This window comes from Rhodococcus sp. NPDC056506 (assembly GCF_042794945.1).
Lineage (GTDB): Bacteria > Actinomycetota > Actinomycetes > Mycobacteriales > Mycobacteriaceae > Rhodococcus_F.
Genome location: NZ_JBHTSW010000030.1, coordinates 1 through 14540, shown reverse-complemented (window position 1 = coordinate 14540; position 14540 = coordinate 1). Strand labels below are relative to the sequence as shown.

Genomic DNA, 14540 nt, shown 5'->3' with positions numbered 1-14540 from the left:
ACCACCATGCGAGAAATCTGGCGCACCTTCGGCCTCTGCAACGGCCGCGAAAACGAATACGACACCGACAACCTCCCCAAAGCACCCACACACAAAGCCGACGCCGCCAAAGCGCTCTGCGCTGGTTGCCCCGCCCTCGTCGGCTGCCTCCGCGCCGCCTACAAACAGCCACCCGTCGGCATCGTCCAAGGTGGACTCGCGTGGCCCAACCGCACCAGCGACGTGCACCTTCACCACAAGAAAGTCGCCGTGATGCTCGGACTGCCGACACCAACTAAGCCACGCGGCAACGCCACCGACACCCACTGCGCCAACGGCCACGAATGGAACGACGACACCAGAGTTCTCGTCATTCGCAACCCTGGACACTCCGCATACCCACGCTGCCGTGAATGCCAACGCGAAGCATCCCGAGCGACCCGCGCCCGCAAGACCGAGACGGCGGTGGCAGCATGACCGCTATTGGGGATATGCCGATCGCCGCATTCGACCTCGAAACCACAGGCCCGAACCCGCTATCGGATCGGATCGTGACCGCACACCTCTCACTCATCAACCCGAAAACCAAGCAGATCCAACCCCGCGACTGGCTCCTCAACCCCGGAATCGACATCCCCGCCGGCGCCACAGCCGTCCACGGCATCACTACCGAACACGCCGCAGAGCACGGTGCCGAGTACGCGCCCGGCGTCGAAGAGATATTCACGGCGCTGCTGACAGCGTGGAAGGCCGGGCACGTCGTAGTCGCCTTCAACGGTGCGTTCGATCTAACTCTCATGAACGCCGAAGCTGAACGGCTCGGAATCGGCTCCCTGTCATCGTGGTGCGGGCCCGTCGTCGACCCGTTCGTTCTCGACAAAGCCTTCGACCAATGGCGCAAAGGCTCCCGCAAACTCGGTGACGTATGCGCCCACTACGGCGTGAAACTCGACAACGCTCACGAGGCGAAAGCCGACGCCATGGCAGCTGCCCGGCTGGCGTGGAAGATGCTGCGCGGCTTCGACTTCACCACGGCAACCGTCGAACAGATCATGGACTGCCAAACCCGTTGGTACGCAGAGCAGCAGCAGAGCTTCGCCCGCTACCTGCGCAAGCTCGCCCGAAAGATCACCGAGCCGGACGAGGACGGTCGCAGCGTCGACGAGCAGAAGACAGACCTGTTGGCGCGTGCCGACAGCATCACCGTCGACTGGCCTATTCGATTATCACTTGGCCAGAGGTCTGCAGCGTGACTGGGGTGAATGACTTCGGGGAGTGGTTTTGCATCCATACGTCACATGATGACGGCTCCTTGAGATACGTCTCGACCCCTTCTTCGATCGACTGCCAGTCGGTGTCGGGCGCGTCTACATCAGTCGGCAATGCGGTGCCCGCAGGTGCGCGATGAGCACGGACTACCTTTTGCTCGAAAACGGTTTTCGTCACGACTACTTGACGCTCGAACAGTTCAGGGTCCACTTCGAGAACACCCGCCTCGATGAGCTCCTGAACGAGAAGCAGAGTCACGTGGGTGAGATCCACAATCCTCGCCACGACGCCCGTCGCGGCCTTGTATCGCTCCTCGACGCCGAGTCCCTTTGCCTCGTTCTCTTTGTCGTCGGCATGAACAATGTCGTGGTAGATCCATGCGTATGTCAGATCGTCGTCCGATGCCACGCCCTGATCAGTAACCACGGAATATGCCTGTGCTTCGCCGGTGCGCGATGCGACTTCGTCCCACATGGCTTGCCATGTCTCAATCGGCTCAATGTGGTCGGGGAATTTGTCGGCTGGCACAAGCGCCGCGATCGAGTTCAGAACCTTCCGATAGTGCAACTGGTCGCCGTCGTGTGCAAGCAAACGAACCCGAGCAGTTAGCGACTCGAACAGCTCCTCATCTGGAAACACTTGCTGCACTACGCGTGTCCGCTCGCCAGTCTCGTGGTCCTGCCTAATCGTGAGCCTTCTCGGAACATCTATCAGGTCGTCCATCAACGCTCGCTGTTCGCGCCAGAGCGAATGAGACAAGATGCGTCGCGCACGCAACACGAACGCCTTGATTCGCTGCTCATCATTGAATGGAACGAACTTCGGCTTGGCCATGCGTCGATGCTAGACGTTTGCGCTGATAGTTGTGCATCGTTAACAGTGCGCCGACCCGCACAGCTAGGGCGCTCAGGGAGTCAGCTCGCCTTGCTCGCTCTGCGTGGCCAGCTCAGCCAGACGAGCGTCCCTTGCGGCGCGGCGCTGTTCGATGATTGCCGCCACACGAGCGGCCTCGGCCTCTTCGCGCTCACGAACCTCGGCAGGCTTCACGTACCCTTCGATCCGATGAATGTCCTTGGCTACCTGTTCAAGTGCCGGGGCAACCTTCTCGAGAGCCTTCGCGCTGCGCTTGTGCAGACCCAGATGATCGTCAGTGTGCGTGGAGAAAACCGAGGTCTTGATAATCGTCATGTCGAGCGTGAAAACGTCGACGTAGCGGTTGGTGTCCTTGTGTGAGAAGTCTGCTCGGTCCGAGTAGCTGATGGTCGCAGTCACGAGATCCGGGATCGGCTCGTCGTTTTGGGGCGCGTTGTCCGCGTCCCGCTCTCCACTCACGTACCAGATGTTGTCGAGTTCGACTCCGGGCATCATCGTTCTGATCGGTTTCTCATAGCGATTCAACAGAAATGGGACGAAACTTCTTTGGCCGCTAACGGTGCCAGTGTCTTCGATTTTCGGGTCGAACGTCACCTCGACGTTGTACGCGACTGTCGTGCCGTAGTTGCGAACCATCAGGTGCGTGGTTCGGCCGGTCGGGTGCGGGTCGTGCTCAAGCAGCGCGCCGACCATCGGGCGGGAACGATCTCGGCTGTCTCGTTTCGACGCTCGAAGAGTGTTCACGGCGACTACGCCGGCGGCTACTGCGGCAGACGCTGCGATCACGGTTGCACCGCCACCGATGAGTGCGCCCCATGCGCTCATGAGGTCTGTGGTGTCGGAGGCAAGGTTGTTAATTGTTTTCCCCGTTCATCAGGTGTTTCGGTAATCGTATCGGCTCGGACTGACAACACCGTTCGGAGGATCGACTCGGGGCCGCGATAGAACTCGCTGCAATCTATCGCGTAGCGATACGCATTCTGATACGCTCGACGTGCTTGCCAGAGCAACCAAAGGAACCAACATGACAGACGAATCCAATGCAGCCTGACATCGAAGAAATCCAGGCCCGCAACCAAATCCATTCGTATCTCCACAGTCTGTGCCAGCAGACCAACACCGAACTAAGGAACCAGCAATGATCAACACCGAAGCATTCCTGGCGCCATGTGAGGCGATCACATGACTCTCACGATGACCGACCTGTTCTCCGGTGGCGGTGGCAGCTCGGAAGGCATGACACAGGCAGGTATCCATGTTCAGGTCGCCGCGAACCACTGGGATACAGCGATCGCCACTCACCAGAAGAATCATCCCGACACCGAGCACATCACCGCGAACCTGTCCGAGGTCGACTGGCGCACATTCCCGTCCAGCAACATCCTGTGGGCCTCCCCGTCCTGCGTGTGGCACGCACGATCAGGCGGACGGAAACAACCGCCGGCCGAGGAAGAGATGCGCCGCGCTGACGCCGGATCCGTCGACCGGGCAACAGCGTTCGCAGTGATCGCAGCATCCGAAGTGCATCAGTATGACGCGGTGATCGTGGAGAACGTTCCCGAGTTCCAGGCATGGAGTCTCTACAACTGGTGGCTCGACGGGATGCGGGCACTCGGCTACCGGCAGCAAGTCGTCCTGCTCGACGCCGCCGAAGTCGGGGCCGCGCAACGCAGAGTCCGGTACTTCGCCGTATTCACCCGCGACGGCAACGTGGACCTGATCATCCGCGAGCCGAAGCGAACTCACGCGCTGAGCATCCTCGACCCGAATCCCGGCAAACTCGTCACCCGCAAGCTGTACGTCGCAGACCAGATCGAGCAGATCACCACCCACGACGTGCCGCACCTGGTGACCTACCGGCGCAACGCGAAAGCCCGCCGAGCAGACGCACACCCGCTCGCAACCATCACCGCCGGCGGCAACCACCACGGCATCGCCACACTCACCGACGAAGGGCCAAGGTTCCGAATGCTCAACAATCGCGAATGCGCTCGCGGTCAGGGATTCCCGGACTCCTACGAGTTCGTGGGCAACGCGAAGGACGAGAAGAAGCAGATCGGCAACGCGGTCTCGGTAGACGCTGCTCGCTGGATTGGTGGACGCGTCACGACAGCGCTGGGGGTGGCGTCGTGACCGCGCCTGATCCGGGGTTGACCGACGACGCGTTCGATGGGATACGACTGGGCCGCTGAAGCCGAATCCATAGGCCGAGGAAACTGCCCAGACTGCGGGAAATTCGCGAAGGTCGTCGCGGAAGGCTACGGCGAGTACGGCGAATGGGACCGAGTCTATTGCCGCACACACGGACTGGAAGAGAGAGGCGCATGACTGATCCGGGGTTGACCGACCTCATCGCAGTGGCGTTGGGCGACAAGATCATGCATACCAACGGTTCAGGTGATCGAAACCGTGCCTATGCCGCGCATGTGGCGTTGGTGGTGGAGCAGCACACCAACGGGCGGATGACGGAACTCGAAGCCCGAGTGGATGAGTGGAGCGCCGAGTATCGGAAGGGGATCCGGGCTCGCGACAACTGGCGTGCCCGCGCCGAGAAGGCTGAGGCCACGATCGCCAGGGTCGAGAAACTCGCCAACGACATGCGGGGATGGTGCTCACCGCATGGTGTCTCACTGCTGTATTCCGACCGCATCCGCGAAGTTTTGGAATGGACGGAGCTAGCAGCTGTGGGCGTCACTCGTGTCGATTGAGGAATCTTGTTCTAGTTCGCGTGGCATGAGAACTACGAAGAGGACCTCCAGATTTAATCCATTCTTTTCGCTCTTGCGCATCATCGCGAATGCTCACCGCGACCAGAATCGACAGCATCAAGGTCGGCGCAACGACAATGAACCCAAACCAACCAATGAATGCCGTGGTAACGGTTCCCCACCACGCGACAGAACCACCAACGATAGCCAGGACTACCACTGTCAAAGACGGAATTCGTGCCGGGGGATAGACGACGAGTGACGCTCTCCGGATGATCAGCTCGTTCATCTCGCGTTGAAGGAGTTCCACACTGTATCGAAGATCGGGGTCTCCGGTGGATTGCGCGAGAACCTTGCCGTTCCGTTCGATCTGATTCGAGAGGCGCCGTTCGAGTGACCAATGTTGCCAAGCCACGGGAATTCCCCACAGCGCAACGGCCGCAGAGAGGCCGACCTGAATTACCACCGCCCAGTTCATGATCGAACCTTAATTCAATCAATCAGAAAGTGACTTGATTCCGATGGATTTGAGAACTGCAGCGACAATCGAGCTCGCGGCGTCAGACGCCAACCAGGAGGCAACCAGCGTGGGGGAGCGGGCCGCACTCACACGACTCGAAGCCGTTGCCGCGCGCGCCCTCAACGCCGGCGACCCCGACCAAGTCCGCGAAGCGCAATCGTTGGCTCGGATGGAACGCACCTACCGGCAACACGAACTGAGACTCGCTAACCGTTGACTTGTGCGTATCGGTACGCAATACTTGGGGTGTCACTTGCCAGAGTGGCACCCCATTTTGGAACCAACCACCTCGTGAAAGAGGGAACATGACAACAGCAATCGAACGTCAGCGGCACCTGCAGCTCGAAGACGATCAACGCCGCGCACTCACTAATCTCGGCGTGCCGATGGACGACCCCAACCTGACCATCGAAATCACCCGCGGTGACGAATGGTTCGACGCGACACCCGCCCACGACGACACCAACCTACCGATCCACTGGACCGCAAGCATCCCCATCCTCGCATCCGAACCCCTCGGACGATGGTCCCACTACGCGCTGGAACACGGACCCGACGAAGCAACCACCGTCGTAATGTTCAACGAATCAGGCACATTGGACGACCTGCACTCCTGGTTCGACCAGCTCGACACGGAATGGCCGAACATTCACACCGACACCGGCATCACCCTCAACATTTGCGGGTGGGCACTCTGGGCAGCAGGACACCTCGCATGAGCTGGGCACCTATCGGTTGTGCTCGACGCGACGAAGTGTACGCATCGATCGACAACCGCTTCCCCCTCGCGGGCCGCTCCGACATCGGCGGCGAGTTCGGCGGCCCGCGCATCGAAACCATATGGGGCGACAAGGAAACCGAGCGGGAGATCCTTAAAGACATGCGCCATCCGCGCTACGAATGGGACTCCCAACAGGGCGACCGCGAACCGTGCGAACACTACGAATGGGCTGCACCATGATCCTCACCGAGTTCGACCTTGCCGAGCTGATCGACGACGCCCTACTGCAGGAACAGGAACCCGTCGACATTGCACGCGCAATCCTCGCTGGCGGCGTGAAACTGCCAGTCGCACCGAAGCCGAGCCACAAATGCACCGACTTCTGGGACCTCACCAACGACGCATACGGCGACTACCGGGCATGCGTCGAATGCGGCCACCAAACCAACCCCAAAGGCGGAGAACTATGAGCATCGAGCGCGCCTACAAGTGTTGCCCATGCTGCGACGACGCCCCCGACGATCACGTCGGCGGGATTCGGGATTGGCACACTATCGGCTGCGCAACAGACGGCTGCATCATCGGAAAGAAATGCACACCACGGGAGGCGGCATGACTACCGCGCTGACTGATCGCATCGAGAAGGTCTGGCGGGCAGCCCCTAAGGGCGACCATGACAACCAGATCGCAGACCTCACTCAGGTAGCCATCCGCGAAGCTGCCGGCTATTTCCTGCCCCGTGCCTGGACTGTCGAAGAACTCCGAACGCTCCCCATGGGAACGCTCGTGGCAGATGCTGACGGAACCAACTGGATGCAAACCGAGCACGGCTTCCAGATCCCCCAACCCGGCGGCCAACAGCACAACCTCGACGGCGCCGGCGTACTCGCCGAATATCCACCCCAACACATCACACACCTACCCGAGGAGAACTGACCATGGCCGGAGACACCATCATCACCGTGATCGGCAACCTGACCGCCGATGCGGAACTGCGATACACGCCCGCCGGCGCCGCAGTCGCTAACTTCACCGTCGCTTCGACTCCGCGCACGTTCGATCGGAACTCGAACGAGTGGAAGGACGGGGACGCGCTGTTCATGCGCTGCAACATCTGGAAGGAAGCAGCCGAGAACGTCGCCGAATCGCTGACGCGTGGCAGTCGGGTGATCGTGTCCGGACGGCTGAAGCAGCGTTCTTACGAGACGCGTGAAGGGGAGAAGCGGACCGTCGTCGAACTCGAAGTCGACGAGATCGGCCCGTCGCTGAAGTACGCCACCGCCAAGGTCAACAAAGCCAACCGCAACGGTGGCGGGCAGCAGCGGTCCTCGCAGGGCGGCGACGACCCGTGGGGTGCCGCACCACAACAGTCCGGGAACTTTGGCGGCGCCGAGGAACCGCCGTTCTAACTGGTCAGGCATAAGATGGGTCACCTTCGGGTGGCCCGTTTTTCGTCCGAATACTCATTTACCAACTGATTGGTATTCTCTCTGAAACCAACCGAGAAGGACGCATGACCAACACACTCAAACGACTCACCATCGCCGGAGCACTCACCGCGACTGCCACACTCGCGATTGCGGGCACTGCGGGCGCCGCGACTCCACCGACCGTGTCGATTACCACCGGCATCAACAGCGCCAAAGTAACAATCGCAGCACCCCAAACCGACGTGCCGGCATCCTGCGGTGGACCCTGGGTCTACACGGAAGCGGTCGCGAAACTCATCCGAAAGTCCCCCACTCTCGACATCGCGAACCATCCCGAAAACTGGTTCAAAGGCGATCCGGTATCCCCTGTCGGAGGCGTAACCGGCGGCCAGCAGGCGGCATGGGTCTACGCCAACCCCGGCGAGACGAAGACTGCCGATATCGCATTCATCGAAGACGGCAACTATGTCGCGGGGTCGTTCTGCATGGAAGTTGAAGACGGGCAGTTCACGTACACATTGACTCAAACACCATTCACCATCGGCAACCCCGTCATAGTGCCCGAACCGGGCGGAACCGGCAGCCTCAGCTTCGGATCGTAACCCGCAGTCGTAGAACAGAAGCCGGACCGCACACCGCGGTCCGGCCGCTGTTCGTCAAGCCAAAGACTGAAGGGCTTCCACCGCGAGTTGCGTCGCCTGCTGACCAGCCGTCGTCCCGGCCGCAAGCGTAAACGCCCCGATTGCGCTGCCCAAATAGGAGAGCAGTTTCGACTTGTTCTCCTCAGGTTCCGGTGCCGCCTCGCGAAGATCCGCGGCGATCCGCCTCGCCTCATCCGCATTCGCAGGCCCCGAATCGGCGTGAGCTTCCAGCGCGTCCGCGACTTCGAGTATCTTTTCGGTCTTCTGATCGACCGTGATCGTCTGTGTGAAGTCCGAGCTGTTCACAGCATTGTTCGATGGGCCATGGTTGTTGAACGTGTAGTTGTTCGTCACTCCAGTAGTATTCGCTTCTTTCGGCGGACCTGGCTTCACCGACATTCCGGTCGCGGCCTTGTTCTGACCGTCGGCTGTAATCATGATCATCTTGCGTCCATCCGGGTGAGCCGACCCTCTGATGAGTCCTTGACTGACCAGATAAGCCGTGGCCTGATCTGCCTCAGTCGGGCGTATGTGAGCACCACTCCACTTTGTCTCGCGTTCAAGATCCGAAACATCTAGAGTTACACGCTTGCTTCCGCGAGTCGCCTCAATGTATTGCCACCTCAGCAGTGCGTCACGAATCGCCCACATACGGTCCTCGTCGTTCATTAACAGGCCCTCCTATGTCGCGCTACCATGACCAAACCCTACCGGGCGCAATCGGCAAGCAAAGCCGCGATGTCCGTATCCGTCTGCGCCTAGGTGCCATGTGTCGGGGTGAATCCCTAGGATTAACTTGCCGCTCATGGTGAGCGGGAGAAAGGGCGCCCCGATGGCAAACACGACAGCTGAAGATCCAGAATTCGAGGGCCCGATCTTCGGTAAACACATCGGCGACCTAACCCCGCATATCTCAGGGATCATCGGACCCCAAAGTTCTCCTGAATTCCAGGCTGCAATGCGCGGGTTGATGCCTGCAATCGACACGGGGGTGTTCGACCGCCTTCGTGAGACGTTGTTACCGAAACTCAGCCCGATGTTCGCGGACATCGCCTTCGGGGACACGGAACTCAAGAACCGAATTTTGGGGCTGGATGCAGTCATGCAGATCAGCCCACCCATGACGTTTCCGAATATTGTCGATCCAGATCGAATTTTCGGGTCGGCTATCTCAACTGCACAGACGCAGCTCATAGAGAGCATCAAGATCGCGCCGGAATTGACTACGAACATTTCGAGCATCTTCCGCACCGCGTTGGCGGACTTGGTGCTCCCGACCGACGACCGCTTCCTGTCAATTCTGGATCACCTCAAGGACGTCGAGCTCGACGAAGATGATCTCGATGAATTCGAAGCTCAATTTGAGGGCACCGCATTCGCCAAGGCTGTTGACGATGCGATTCCGGAGCTTGCGAAGCACAGAATGATTCCACGGAAGGCTGTCCGTCAGGCAGCCTGTGTGTTCGCAATGGTGGTGGTGACATGCGCTTTGGCTTCTGTGAGCAAGCATGTGGACAACGAGGTTGTAGGGCAGTGGTTGCAGGCGTTTGAAGAAGTGAACAGCAAGCTTGGGTTTGGGGGGATAGTCGCGTACCCGCTCGGCGGCAAAATTTACGACAAGTTCTCGCCTCCCGACAAGGAACCCGGGTCTGTATAGCTCAGTTTCTCGCTTGCCCGTGCCTGTGGAATTCGGCTACGACGAATAAACAGCAGGTAGCCGTCTGTAGTTTCTGTAAAACTCAGGAGGAAGATTGATCTGGTTTCGTTCGCAGGAGCCCGTGGTACCGGAAGTGCCACCACAAATTGAGCTACCCCCGGCTGTTTCCGATAATTTGACCACTCCACCTCCTGACGTGTTCTTGACTCAGCCATGGGCGACACTCGCCGCTGGGTTGCTGGCGATCGTTGCCGCGAGTATCGCGTTCTTCGGAGTCTGGTACACGCAGATGCGTACAGCTCGGGCCACCCGGTCGCAATTGCGGCTTCAATCGGTCTTTGCGTTGAGGCAGCAACGTCAGCATGAGGCGCAATTGGACGCCACCGCAGAGTTGGAGCGCGCGAAGCACCGTCGACAAGTGGAGTATGACGCGCTGAGCACAGCACTACCTGCGGTCTTGAAGGCGAGAGATGCGATCATTGCGCTGCAAGGCCGCATGGACGATGATGAGCCAACTTCGCCGAAGAATCGTCGTGCAACAGGCGTCTTGAGTGAACATGCAGCCCGTCTGTCTACAGCGCAAGTAACAACTGATGACGCGGTCGCTAAGGCGGCGTCGTTGCTCCTGATCGGGCAGGAAGATGCCTATCTCAGGGTCATGAAATTCACGTCGATATGCCGAGCTGCCACCATCGATGGTGCACCTTTCAGCATTCATGAATTCGCTGAGGCGTCGACGTTGGCGATTGGATCGATTCGCGACGCGTACAAACCTTGAAACTAGTAGGCAGCTGCCCCATGTTTCTGCGGATCTTAGGATACGGGAAATGTGGGGCTTGCTGTTTTTAGGACAGAAGCTTTCTCTCCTGCAGCTTACTGTCGAACAGCGGCCGGACCGCACACCGCGGTCCGGCGTCTTCGTGTTTAGCCCAACACCTGCAAAGCTGAGCTCGCAAGCTGGATCGACTGCTGTCCGGCGGAAGTGCCAGCCGCCAACGCGAACGCACTCACGGACTTGATCAACAGCTCCCGAAGCTTCGACTTGTTCACTTCTGGTTCATCTGCAAGCGCGCGCAAATCGACCGCGGTCTCTCGTGCATCCTCGGCATTCTCATGGCCTCCCTCGCCATGAGCGTCGAGGGCATCAGCAACCGCAAGGATCTTGGAGGTCTTTTCCTCGATCGCAATGTTCTGCGTGAAACCCGAGCTGTTCACCGCATTATTCGACGGACCGTGATTGTTGAATGTGTTGACATTGGTCACTGAGACTCCGGATGGGTTGGCGGGGAGTGGATTCGACGATGGACGAACAGATCTTCCGAGGTCGACGAGACGCATGCCTTCGACGGTAATTCTTGGATCCATCAGTCGCTTGGTATGAAGCAGCATGCCGACCGTTCCGGTGAGGTATCCATGATCTTTAAGATCAATCGTCGCTCTGTCTACTTCGAACGGAGTCAACGGACTAGCAGCCCATTCGACTGCTGCTGTCACATCTTCCGCCGTAGCTTTTCTGCCGCCGCCATACTGAAACTTGCTGATGTACGCCCATTTGAGGACGGCATCACACACGTCCCAAGCTCGGGCTATCGAATCGGTCACGCATTCCTCCTGTGATTGTCCCCAGCGACCTTTGGCGATCGTACCGGGAGCAACCGACACGCAAAGTCTCATATGTCTGGAATCAGTGGGCAATTTGTGTCCGTGGTGGTGGCTATGGTGGTTGTGCCGGATCCGATTGGCGGATTCGACGGAAGGGGATGTCGTGGCCGACACGAAGATCAAGATTGATTTCAAGGGCGAAAAGGCATTGGTCGCCATGGTCTTGAAGAACACGCAGGCCGTCGTCGACAAGGTGTATCGATCGTCGAAGGGGAGTTCGAAGTCCGTGGTGGAATCGAAGCTGAAGCGAGAGTTCGGAAAGTCGTTCGAGGGTCCACTCGTTGGGGTTATCGCTGAGCACATTTCGAACGGAGTCAAGCCAGTCTTGACTACGTGACGAGAACCGCAGAGTTTTGCCCGCGCTTTCTACGGATCTGATGATTCGCGAAAGTGCGGGCTTACTGTTTGTGCATGGCTGATACCTGTTGTGCTGAAGCAACTTTGGAAACCGTATTCCGGCCCCACGAAGCGTTGGTCGGTGCGCTCGACACCCTCGCGGAATTGGGGGTGATCACCATCGAATCCGACATCGATGTCACCGCAGCCCGACTGATGGCCGCGCTCGATGATCAGGGCGCGTGCGTCACCTACGAGGAAGACACCGAACCCGAACCGGCGCCCGCAGATGAGGTGTGCCCGTTTCTAATCCCGCTCATCAAGTCTGAGCATTGGGCTGCGGGTGACACGTACGAGTTCGGCGGCGTGCAGTTCACGGTTGTTCGGGGTGGCAAGTGAAAGCGCGGGTCGCTGCAGCCGCAGCCATCGCCGCACTCGCCCTCACCCTGCCGGCATGCTCGTCGATGAACCAGCAGTGGCATCACAACTGCGTGGTCGATTCGAAGGAACGCCTGATAAAAGATGGCACTTCCTCGACGAAACGCGTGTACACGTCCTGCGGATCGTTCGTCGTGAACGATTCCATCGCAGGCGGATTCAACTCGCAGGACCGCTTCAACCAACTCAAAGAGGGCCGCACCTATGACCTACAGGTGGGGGACTTTCGCAACGGTTTTATGGGCAGCCTTCCGAACATCATCGACGTGAACGAGGTGACGAAGTGAGCGTAGACCTGAGAATTCAGAAGGTGGCGGCGGAACTGCAGAATTCGCGGCTGGCTGCGACGAACGGCTTAGAGGTTAAGGCCTTACGCCGTGCGGTAACGGAGCTGGCGAAGATCGTCGAAACGCTACTGCCCGAACCGGAACCGACACCGGACCCTGTCGGCGCAATGTGCAAGCAGGTGGACGATCGGGTTCAGTCGAAGGTTCACTACTGGGAGCGTGGCCCGTGGTGGCAGGCGCAAGGTTCCGGTTCGACTGTCGGTGCCGAGGTCACGAAATCCCGCGTGGAAGTGGAGCATCCGACAGTGGCGCGGATCAAGTTCGCAGACGGCGGCGTTGTTGGCCCGTCGACTGCCGCCGGCCCTGGGGTGACGGAGGCAACGAGGTTCGGGGCGCTGGTCGGAGAACTGACGTTGCGACACAATGCCGAGCTGGCGAACAAGAACGACCAAATCGCCAATCTCGAAACACGGATCTTCAACCAGCGCAGCGAGCTTGCCGTCTTGAACGAGAAGCAGTCGGAGAACACGCAAGTGATGGGCTGGCTGGCCGCGATCGCAAACGCCGACAAGGACGTGGAAGCCGGTTTGGCTGCAGGGAAAGCGTTGTCGGAGTTCGCTCAAACCTTGCGCGCCGCTTAGAAACCCATATGTGGTGTCGAATTGTGTGTCTCGACATTGAATATGTGTGCGTATCGGTACGCAATAGGTTAAAGTCACATGCATGTCATTCCGACAAGAAACCTGGCGAAACCAAGCCCCCTGCAAAGGCGTTGACGGTTTCGTACGCGAGGACGGGCAGGAATGGCCGAACGCTTCGGCTCTCACGCTTTGCGGTTCCTGCCCGTTCATCCGCGAATGCGCAACCACTGCACTCACTTCCGGCAGCACACTCGACGCGATCGCCACGACACCCGCCGATGATGTAATCGCAGCCGGAGTCGTTTGCGCTGGCGACGACAGAACCGCCCGAGCTCTCACCGCGGTCATCGAAGAACGCGAATACAAACCCCGACAGTCGATCCCGGACAACTGCAAAGTCTGCACGCGGCATCTCTGCTCCCAGAAAACCGCGCCAGACAAGTACGTTGCCCCGCACCACTCCAACGGGATCTGCACCCTCTGCTACCAGAAACACCGCTACCGCCAAGCCCGCACCGCTGGAATGCCAGCACTCTTCTAGGAGAACCTGTGATCAATCCCAAGACTCGCGGTGACGCCATTCTCGCGACGATGCAAGCCGCACGCGCATACCGCGACGGTACAGCTGCAGCCGACTACAGCCAGTTCGACGAAGCGCACGCCGTCATCGAACGCTTGCAGGCAGACGGCTACCTCACCGAACTGGAAGTGAAGGAATGACAACCGCTTTCGATGATCCGGCCGAGTTCAGCCCCGACAAGCCGCGCGCATGGGATCCGAACCACCCCAGACTCAACCCAGCCGGCGCGCCCCACGAAACCGCCGGCGCGCTCCGCATGCAACGCAACGGATACAACGGCGAAGCGATCGCTGCAACGCTCGGAACCACCCGACTTGGCATCAAACGAACCGATGTCGTCGACCTCCTCAACGCCGCAGTGAACGGCGAAGAACAAGCGCAATTCGAGAACCGGCCCGTCCACTGCGAAACCATCCCCAGGGACTACACATGATCCCGGATCCTGAACAGAGGCGGCTTGTCTCGCCAATCGGCTGGCCGATCCACTTTCGGGCAGAAACTGTCACGCCAGCGAACCGCCCACCATTTCTGGCACTGAACCGCTACCCACGCCAGGTCATTGGCTTCGGGGTTCGGCTACCAAGCGAGGACGTTGGAGGCGGGCGGCGTCGACACAAAGCGCTGTCGCTGCTCTGGGCTAAGCCAGCGAGGTGGTGGAAGTGATCGCGTCGGAGCTCGGCCGAGAGCAGCGTGGGCAGATGGTGGTGTGGAACCGGCGCCGCTACCTGGAAAAAGACATTCAGCACGTCGGGAACTCACACGTTCGGGTGGTCGTCGGCAACGGACTCACAAACAGCT

At 59.5% G+C, this 14540-nt stretch carries 25 protein-coding genes; 20 read left to right on the top strand and 5 right to left on the bottom strand.

Translation table 11 applies throughout. The features are described 5' to 3' along the window. Positions 1-6 precede the first annotated feature (6 nt). Complete coding sequence (locus ACFQ6H_RS21245; protein WP_378648392.1) at positions 7-456, top strand: WhiB family transcriptional regulator; 450 nt, start codon at positions 7-9, stop codon at positions 454-456. After that, a complete protein-coding gene (locus ACFQ6H_RS21240; protein WP_378648390.1) occupies positions 453-1232 on the top strand; it encodes an exonuclease domain-containing protein in 780 nt (259 codons plus the stop codon). The genes ACFQ6H_RS21245 and ACFQ6H_RS21240 overlap by 4 nt, the downstream gene beginning before the upstream one ends. Here the strand turns inward: ACFQ6H_RS21240 and ACFQ6H_RS21235 are convergent. Next, positions 1195-2082, bottom strand: coding sequence for a hypothetical protein (locus ACFQ6H_RS21235; protein ID WP_378648389.1), 888 nt, complete (start codon positions 2080-2082; stop codon positions 1195-1197). The two genes, ACFQ6H_RS21240 and ACFQ6H_RS21235, sit on opposite strands and share 38 nt — an antisense overlap. Before the next feature lie 72 nt (positions 2083-2154). After that, positions 2155-2946 carry a hypothetical protein gene (locus ACFQ6H_RS21230; RefSeq protein WP_378648387.1) on the bottom strand — a complete coding sequence of 264 codons (792 nt, stop codon included), beginning with the start codon at positions 2944-2946 and terminating at the stop codon, positions 2155-2157. A gap of 357 nt (positions 2947-3303) precedes the next feature. Between ACFQ6H_RS21230 and ACFQ6H_RS21225 the strand changes: the two genes are divergently transcribed. Then, positions 3304-4254, top strand: coding sequence for a DNA cytosine methyltransferase (locus ACFQ6H_RS21225; RefSeq protein ID WP_378648385.1), 951 nt, complete (start codon positions 3304-3306; stop codon positions 4252-4254). 191 nt (positions 4255-4445) lie between these two features. Beyond that, positions 4446-4829, top strand: a complete 384-nt coding sequence (locus ACFQ6H_RS21220) for a hypothetical protein (protein WP_378648383.1) — start codon at positions 4446-4448, stop codon at positions 4827-4829. Here the strand turns inward: ACFQ6H_RS21220 and ACFQ6H_RS21215 are convergent. Beyond that, entirely contained in the window at positions 4813-5307 is a 495-nt protein-coding gene (locus ACFQ6H_RS21215) for a hypothetical protein (RefSeq protein ID WP_378648381.1), read from the bottom strand. The genes ACFQ6H_RS21220 and ACFQ6H_RS21215 overlap by 17 nt on opposite strands. 43 nt (positions 5308-5350) lie before the next feature. Here ACFQ6H_RS21215 and ACFQ6H_RS21210 point away from each other — a divergent pair, with 43 nt between their 5' ends. The 7 genes from ACFQ6H_RS21210 to ACFQ6H_RS21180 all read left to right on the top strand — a co-directional run bounded on the left by ACFQ6H_RS21210 (position 5351) and on the right by ACFQ6H_RS21180 (position 8102). Further along, positions 5351-5566, top strand: a complete 216-nt coding sequence (locus ACFQ6H_RS21210) for a hypothetical protein (RefSeq protein ID WP_378648379.1) — start codon at positions 5351-5353, stop codon at positions 5564-5566. An 88-nt stretch (positions 5567-5654) separates the two neighbouring features. Beyond that, entirely contained in the window at positions 5655-6068 is a 414-nt protein-coding gene (locus ACFQ6H_RS21205; protein WP_378648377.1) for a hypothetical protein, read from the top strand. Then, positions 6065-6310 carry a hypothetical protein gene (locus ACFQ6H_RS21200; RefSeq protein WP_378648375.1) on the top strand — a complete coding sequence of 82 codons (246 nt, stop codon included), beginning with the start codon at positions 6065-6067 and terminating at the stop codon, positions 6308-6310. The genes ACFQ6H_RS21205 and ACFQ6H_RS21200 overlap by 4 nt, the downstream gene beginning before the upstream one ends. Continuing rightward, complete coding sequence (locus tag ACFQ6H_RS21195; protein ID WP_378648373.1) at positions 6307-6540, top strand: hypothetical protein; 234 nt, start codon at positions 6307-6309, stop codon at positions 6538-6540. Before ACFQ6H_RS21200 ends, ACFQ6H_RS21195 begins: the two co-directional genes overlap by 4 nt. 142 nt (positions 6541-6682) lie before the next feature. Then, positions 6683-7006, top strand: a complete 324-nt coding sequence (locus tag ACFQ6H_RS21190) for a hypothetical protein (protein ID WP_378648371.1) — start codon at positions 6683-6685, stop codon at positions 7004-7006. A 2-nt stretch (positions 7007-7008) separates the two neighbouring features. After that, entirely contained in the window at positions 7009-7479 is a 471-nt protein-coding gene (locus ACFQ6H_RS21185; RefSeq protein WP_378648369.1) for a single-stranded DNA-binding protein, read from the top strand. 104 nt (positions 7480-7583) lie between these two features. Next, the gene (locus tag ACFQ6H_RS21180; protein ID WP_378648367.1) at positions 7584-8102 is read left to right on the top strand and encodes a hypothetical protein; all 519 of its coding nucleotides are present in this window, start codon (positions 7584-7586) and stop codon (positions 8100-8102) included. A 54-nt stretch (positions 8103-8156) separates the two neighbouring features. On the opposite strand, the gene ACFQ6H_RS21175 is transcribed toward ACFQ6H_RS21180, so the two are convergent. Then, complete coding sequence (locus ACFQ6H_RS21175) at positions 8157-8810, bottom strand: serine recombinase (protein WP_378648365.1); 654 nt, start codon at positions 8808-8810, stop codon at positions 8157-8159. A gap of 163 nt (positions 8811-8973) precedes the next feature. Between ACFQ6H_RS21175 and ACFQ6H_RS21170 the strand changes: the two genes are divergently transcribed. Both ACFQ6H_RS21170 and ACFQ6H_RS21165 read left to right on the top strand, forming a co-directional pair. Then, entirely contained in the window at positions 8974-9798 is an 825-nt protein-coding gene (locus ACFQ6H_RS21170; protein ID WP_378648363.1) for a hypothetical protein, read from the top strand. A 94-nt stretch (positions 9799-9892) separates the two neighbouring features. Further along, the gene (locus ACFQ6H_RS21165; protein ID WP_378648361.1) at positions 9893-10576 is read left to right on the top strand and encodes a hypothetical protein; all 684 of its coding nucleotides are present in this window, start codon (positions 9893-9895) and stop codon (positions 10574-10576) included. A gap of 146 nt (positions 10577-10722) precedes the next feature. Here the strand turns inward: ACFQ6H_RS21165 and ACFQ6H_RS21160 are convergent, their stop codons facing one another. Continuing rightward, positions 10723-11400, bottom strand: coding sequence for a hypothetical protein (locus tag ACFQ6H_RS21160; protein ID WP_378648359.1), 678 nt, complete (start codon positions 11398-11400; stop codon positions 10723-10725). A gap of 163 nt (positions 11401-11563) precedes the next feature. On the opposite strand from ACFQ6H_RS21160, the gene ACFQ6H_RS21155 reads away from it, so the two are divergent. From ACFQ6H_RS21155 to ACFQ6H_RS21125, 7 genes are all read left to right on the top strand, one after another. Then, the gene (locus tag ACFQ6H_RS21155; protein ID WP_378648357.1) at positions 11564-11797 is read left to right on the top strand and encodes a hypothetical protein; all 234 of its coding nucleotides are present in this window, start codon (positions 11564-11566) and stop codon (positions 11795-11797) included. A gap of 74 nt (positions 11798-11871) precedes the next feature. After that, on the top strand, positions 11872-12195 hold the full coding sequence (locus ACFQ6H_RS21150; protein WP_378648355.1) for a hypothetical protein: 324 nt from the start codon (positions 11872-11874) through the stop codon (positions 12193-12195). Continuing rightward, positions 12192-12521 (top strand): hypothetical protein, encoded by a 330-nt coding sequence (locus ACFQ6H_RS21145; protein WP_378648353.1) that lies wholly within the window; start codon positions 12192-12194, stop codon positions 12519-12521. Before ACFQ6H_RS21150 ends, ACFQ6H_RS21145 begins: the two co-directional genes overlap by 4 nt. Continuing rightward, positions 12518-13162 carry a hypothetical protein gene (locus tag ACFQ6H_RS21140; RefSeq protein WP_378648351.1) on the top strand — a complete coding sequence of 215 codons (645 nt, stop codon included), beginning with the start codon at positions 12518-12520 and terminating at the stop codon, positions 13160-13162. The genes ACFQ6H_RS21145 and ACFQ6H_RS21140 overlap by 4 nt, the downstream gene beginning before the upstream one ends. An 82-nt stretch (positions 13163-13244) precedes the next feature. Then, positions 13245-13703 (top strand): WhiB family transcriptional regulator, encoded by a 459-nt coding sequence (locus ACFQ6H_RS21135; protein WP_378648349.1) that lies wholly within the window; start codon positions 13245-13247, stop codon positions 13701-13703. Positions 13704-13711: 8 nt separating this feature from the next. Continuing rightward, entirely contained in the window at positions 13712-13882 is a 171-nt protein-coding gene (locus ACFQ6H_RS21130) for a hypothetical protein (RefSeq protein ID WP_378648347.1), read from the top strand. Continuing rightward, positions 13879-14175, top strand: coding sequence for a hypothetical protein (locus tag ACFQ6H_RS21125; protein ID WP_378648345.1), 297 nt, complete (start codon positions 13879-13881; stop codon positions 14173-14175). Before ACFQ6H_RS21130 ends, ACFQ6H_RS21125 begins: the two co-directional genes overlap by 4 nt. The last annotated feature ends 365 nt before the right edge of the window (positions 14176-14540 follow it).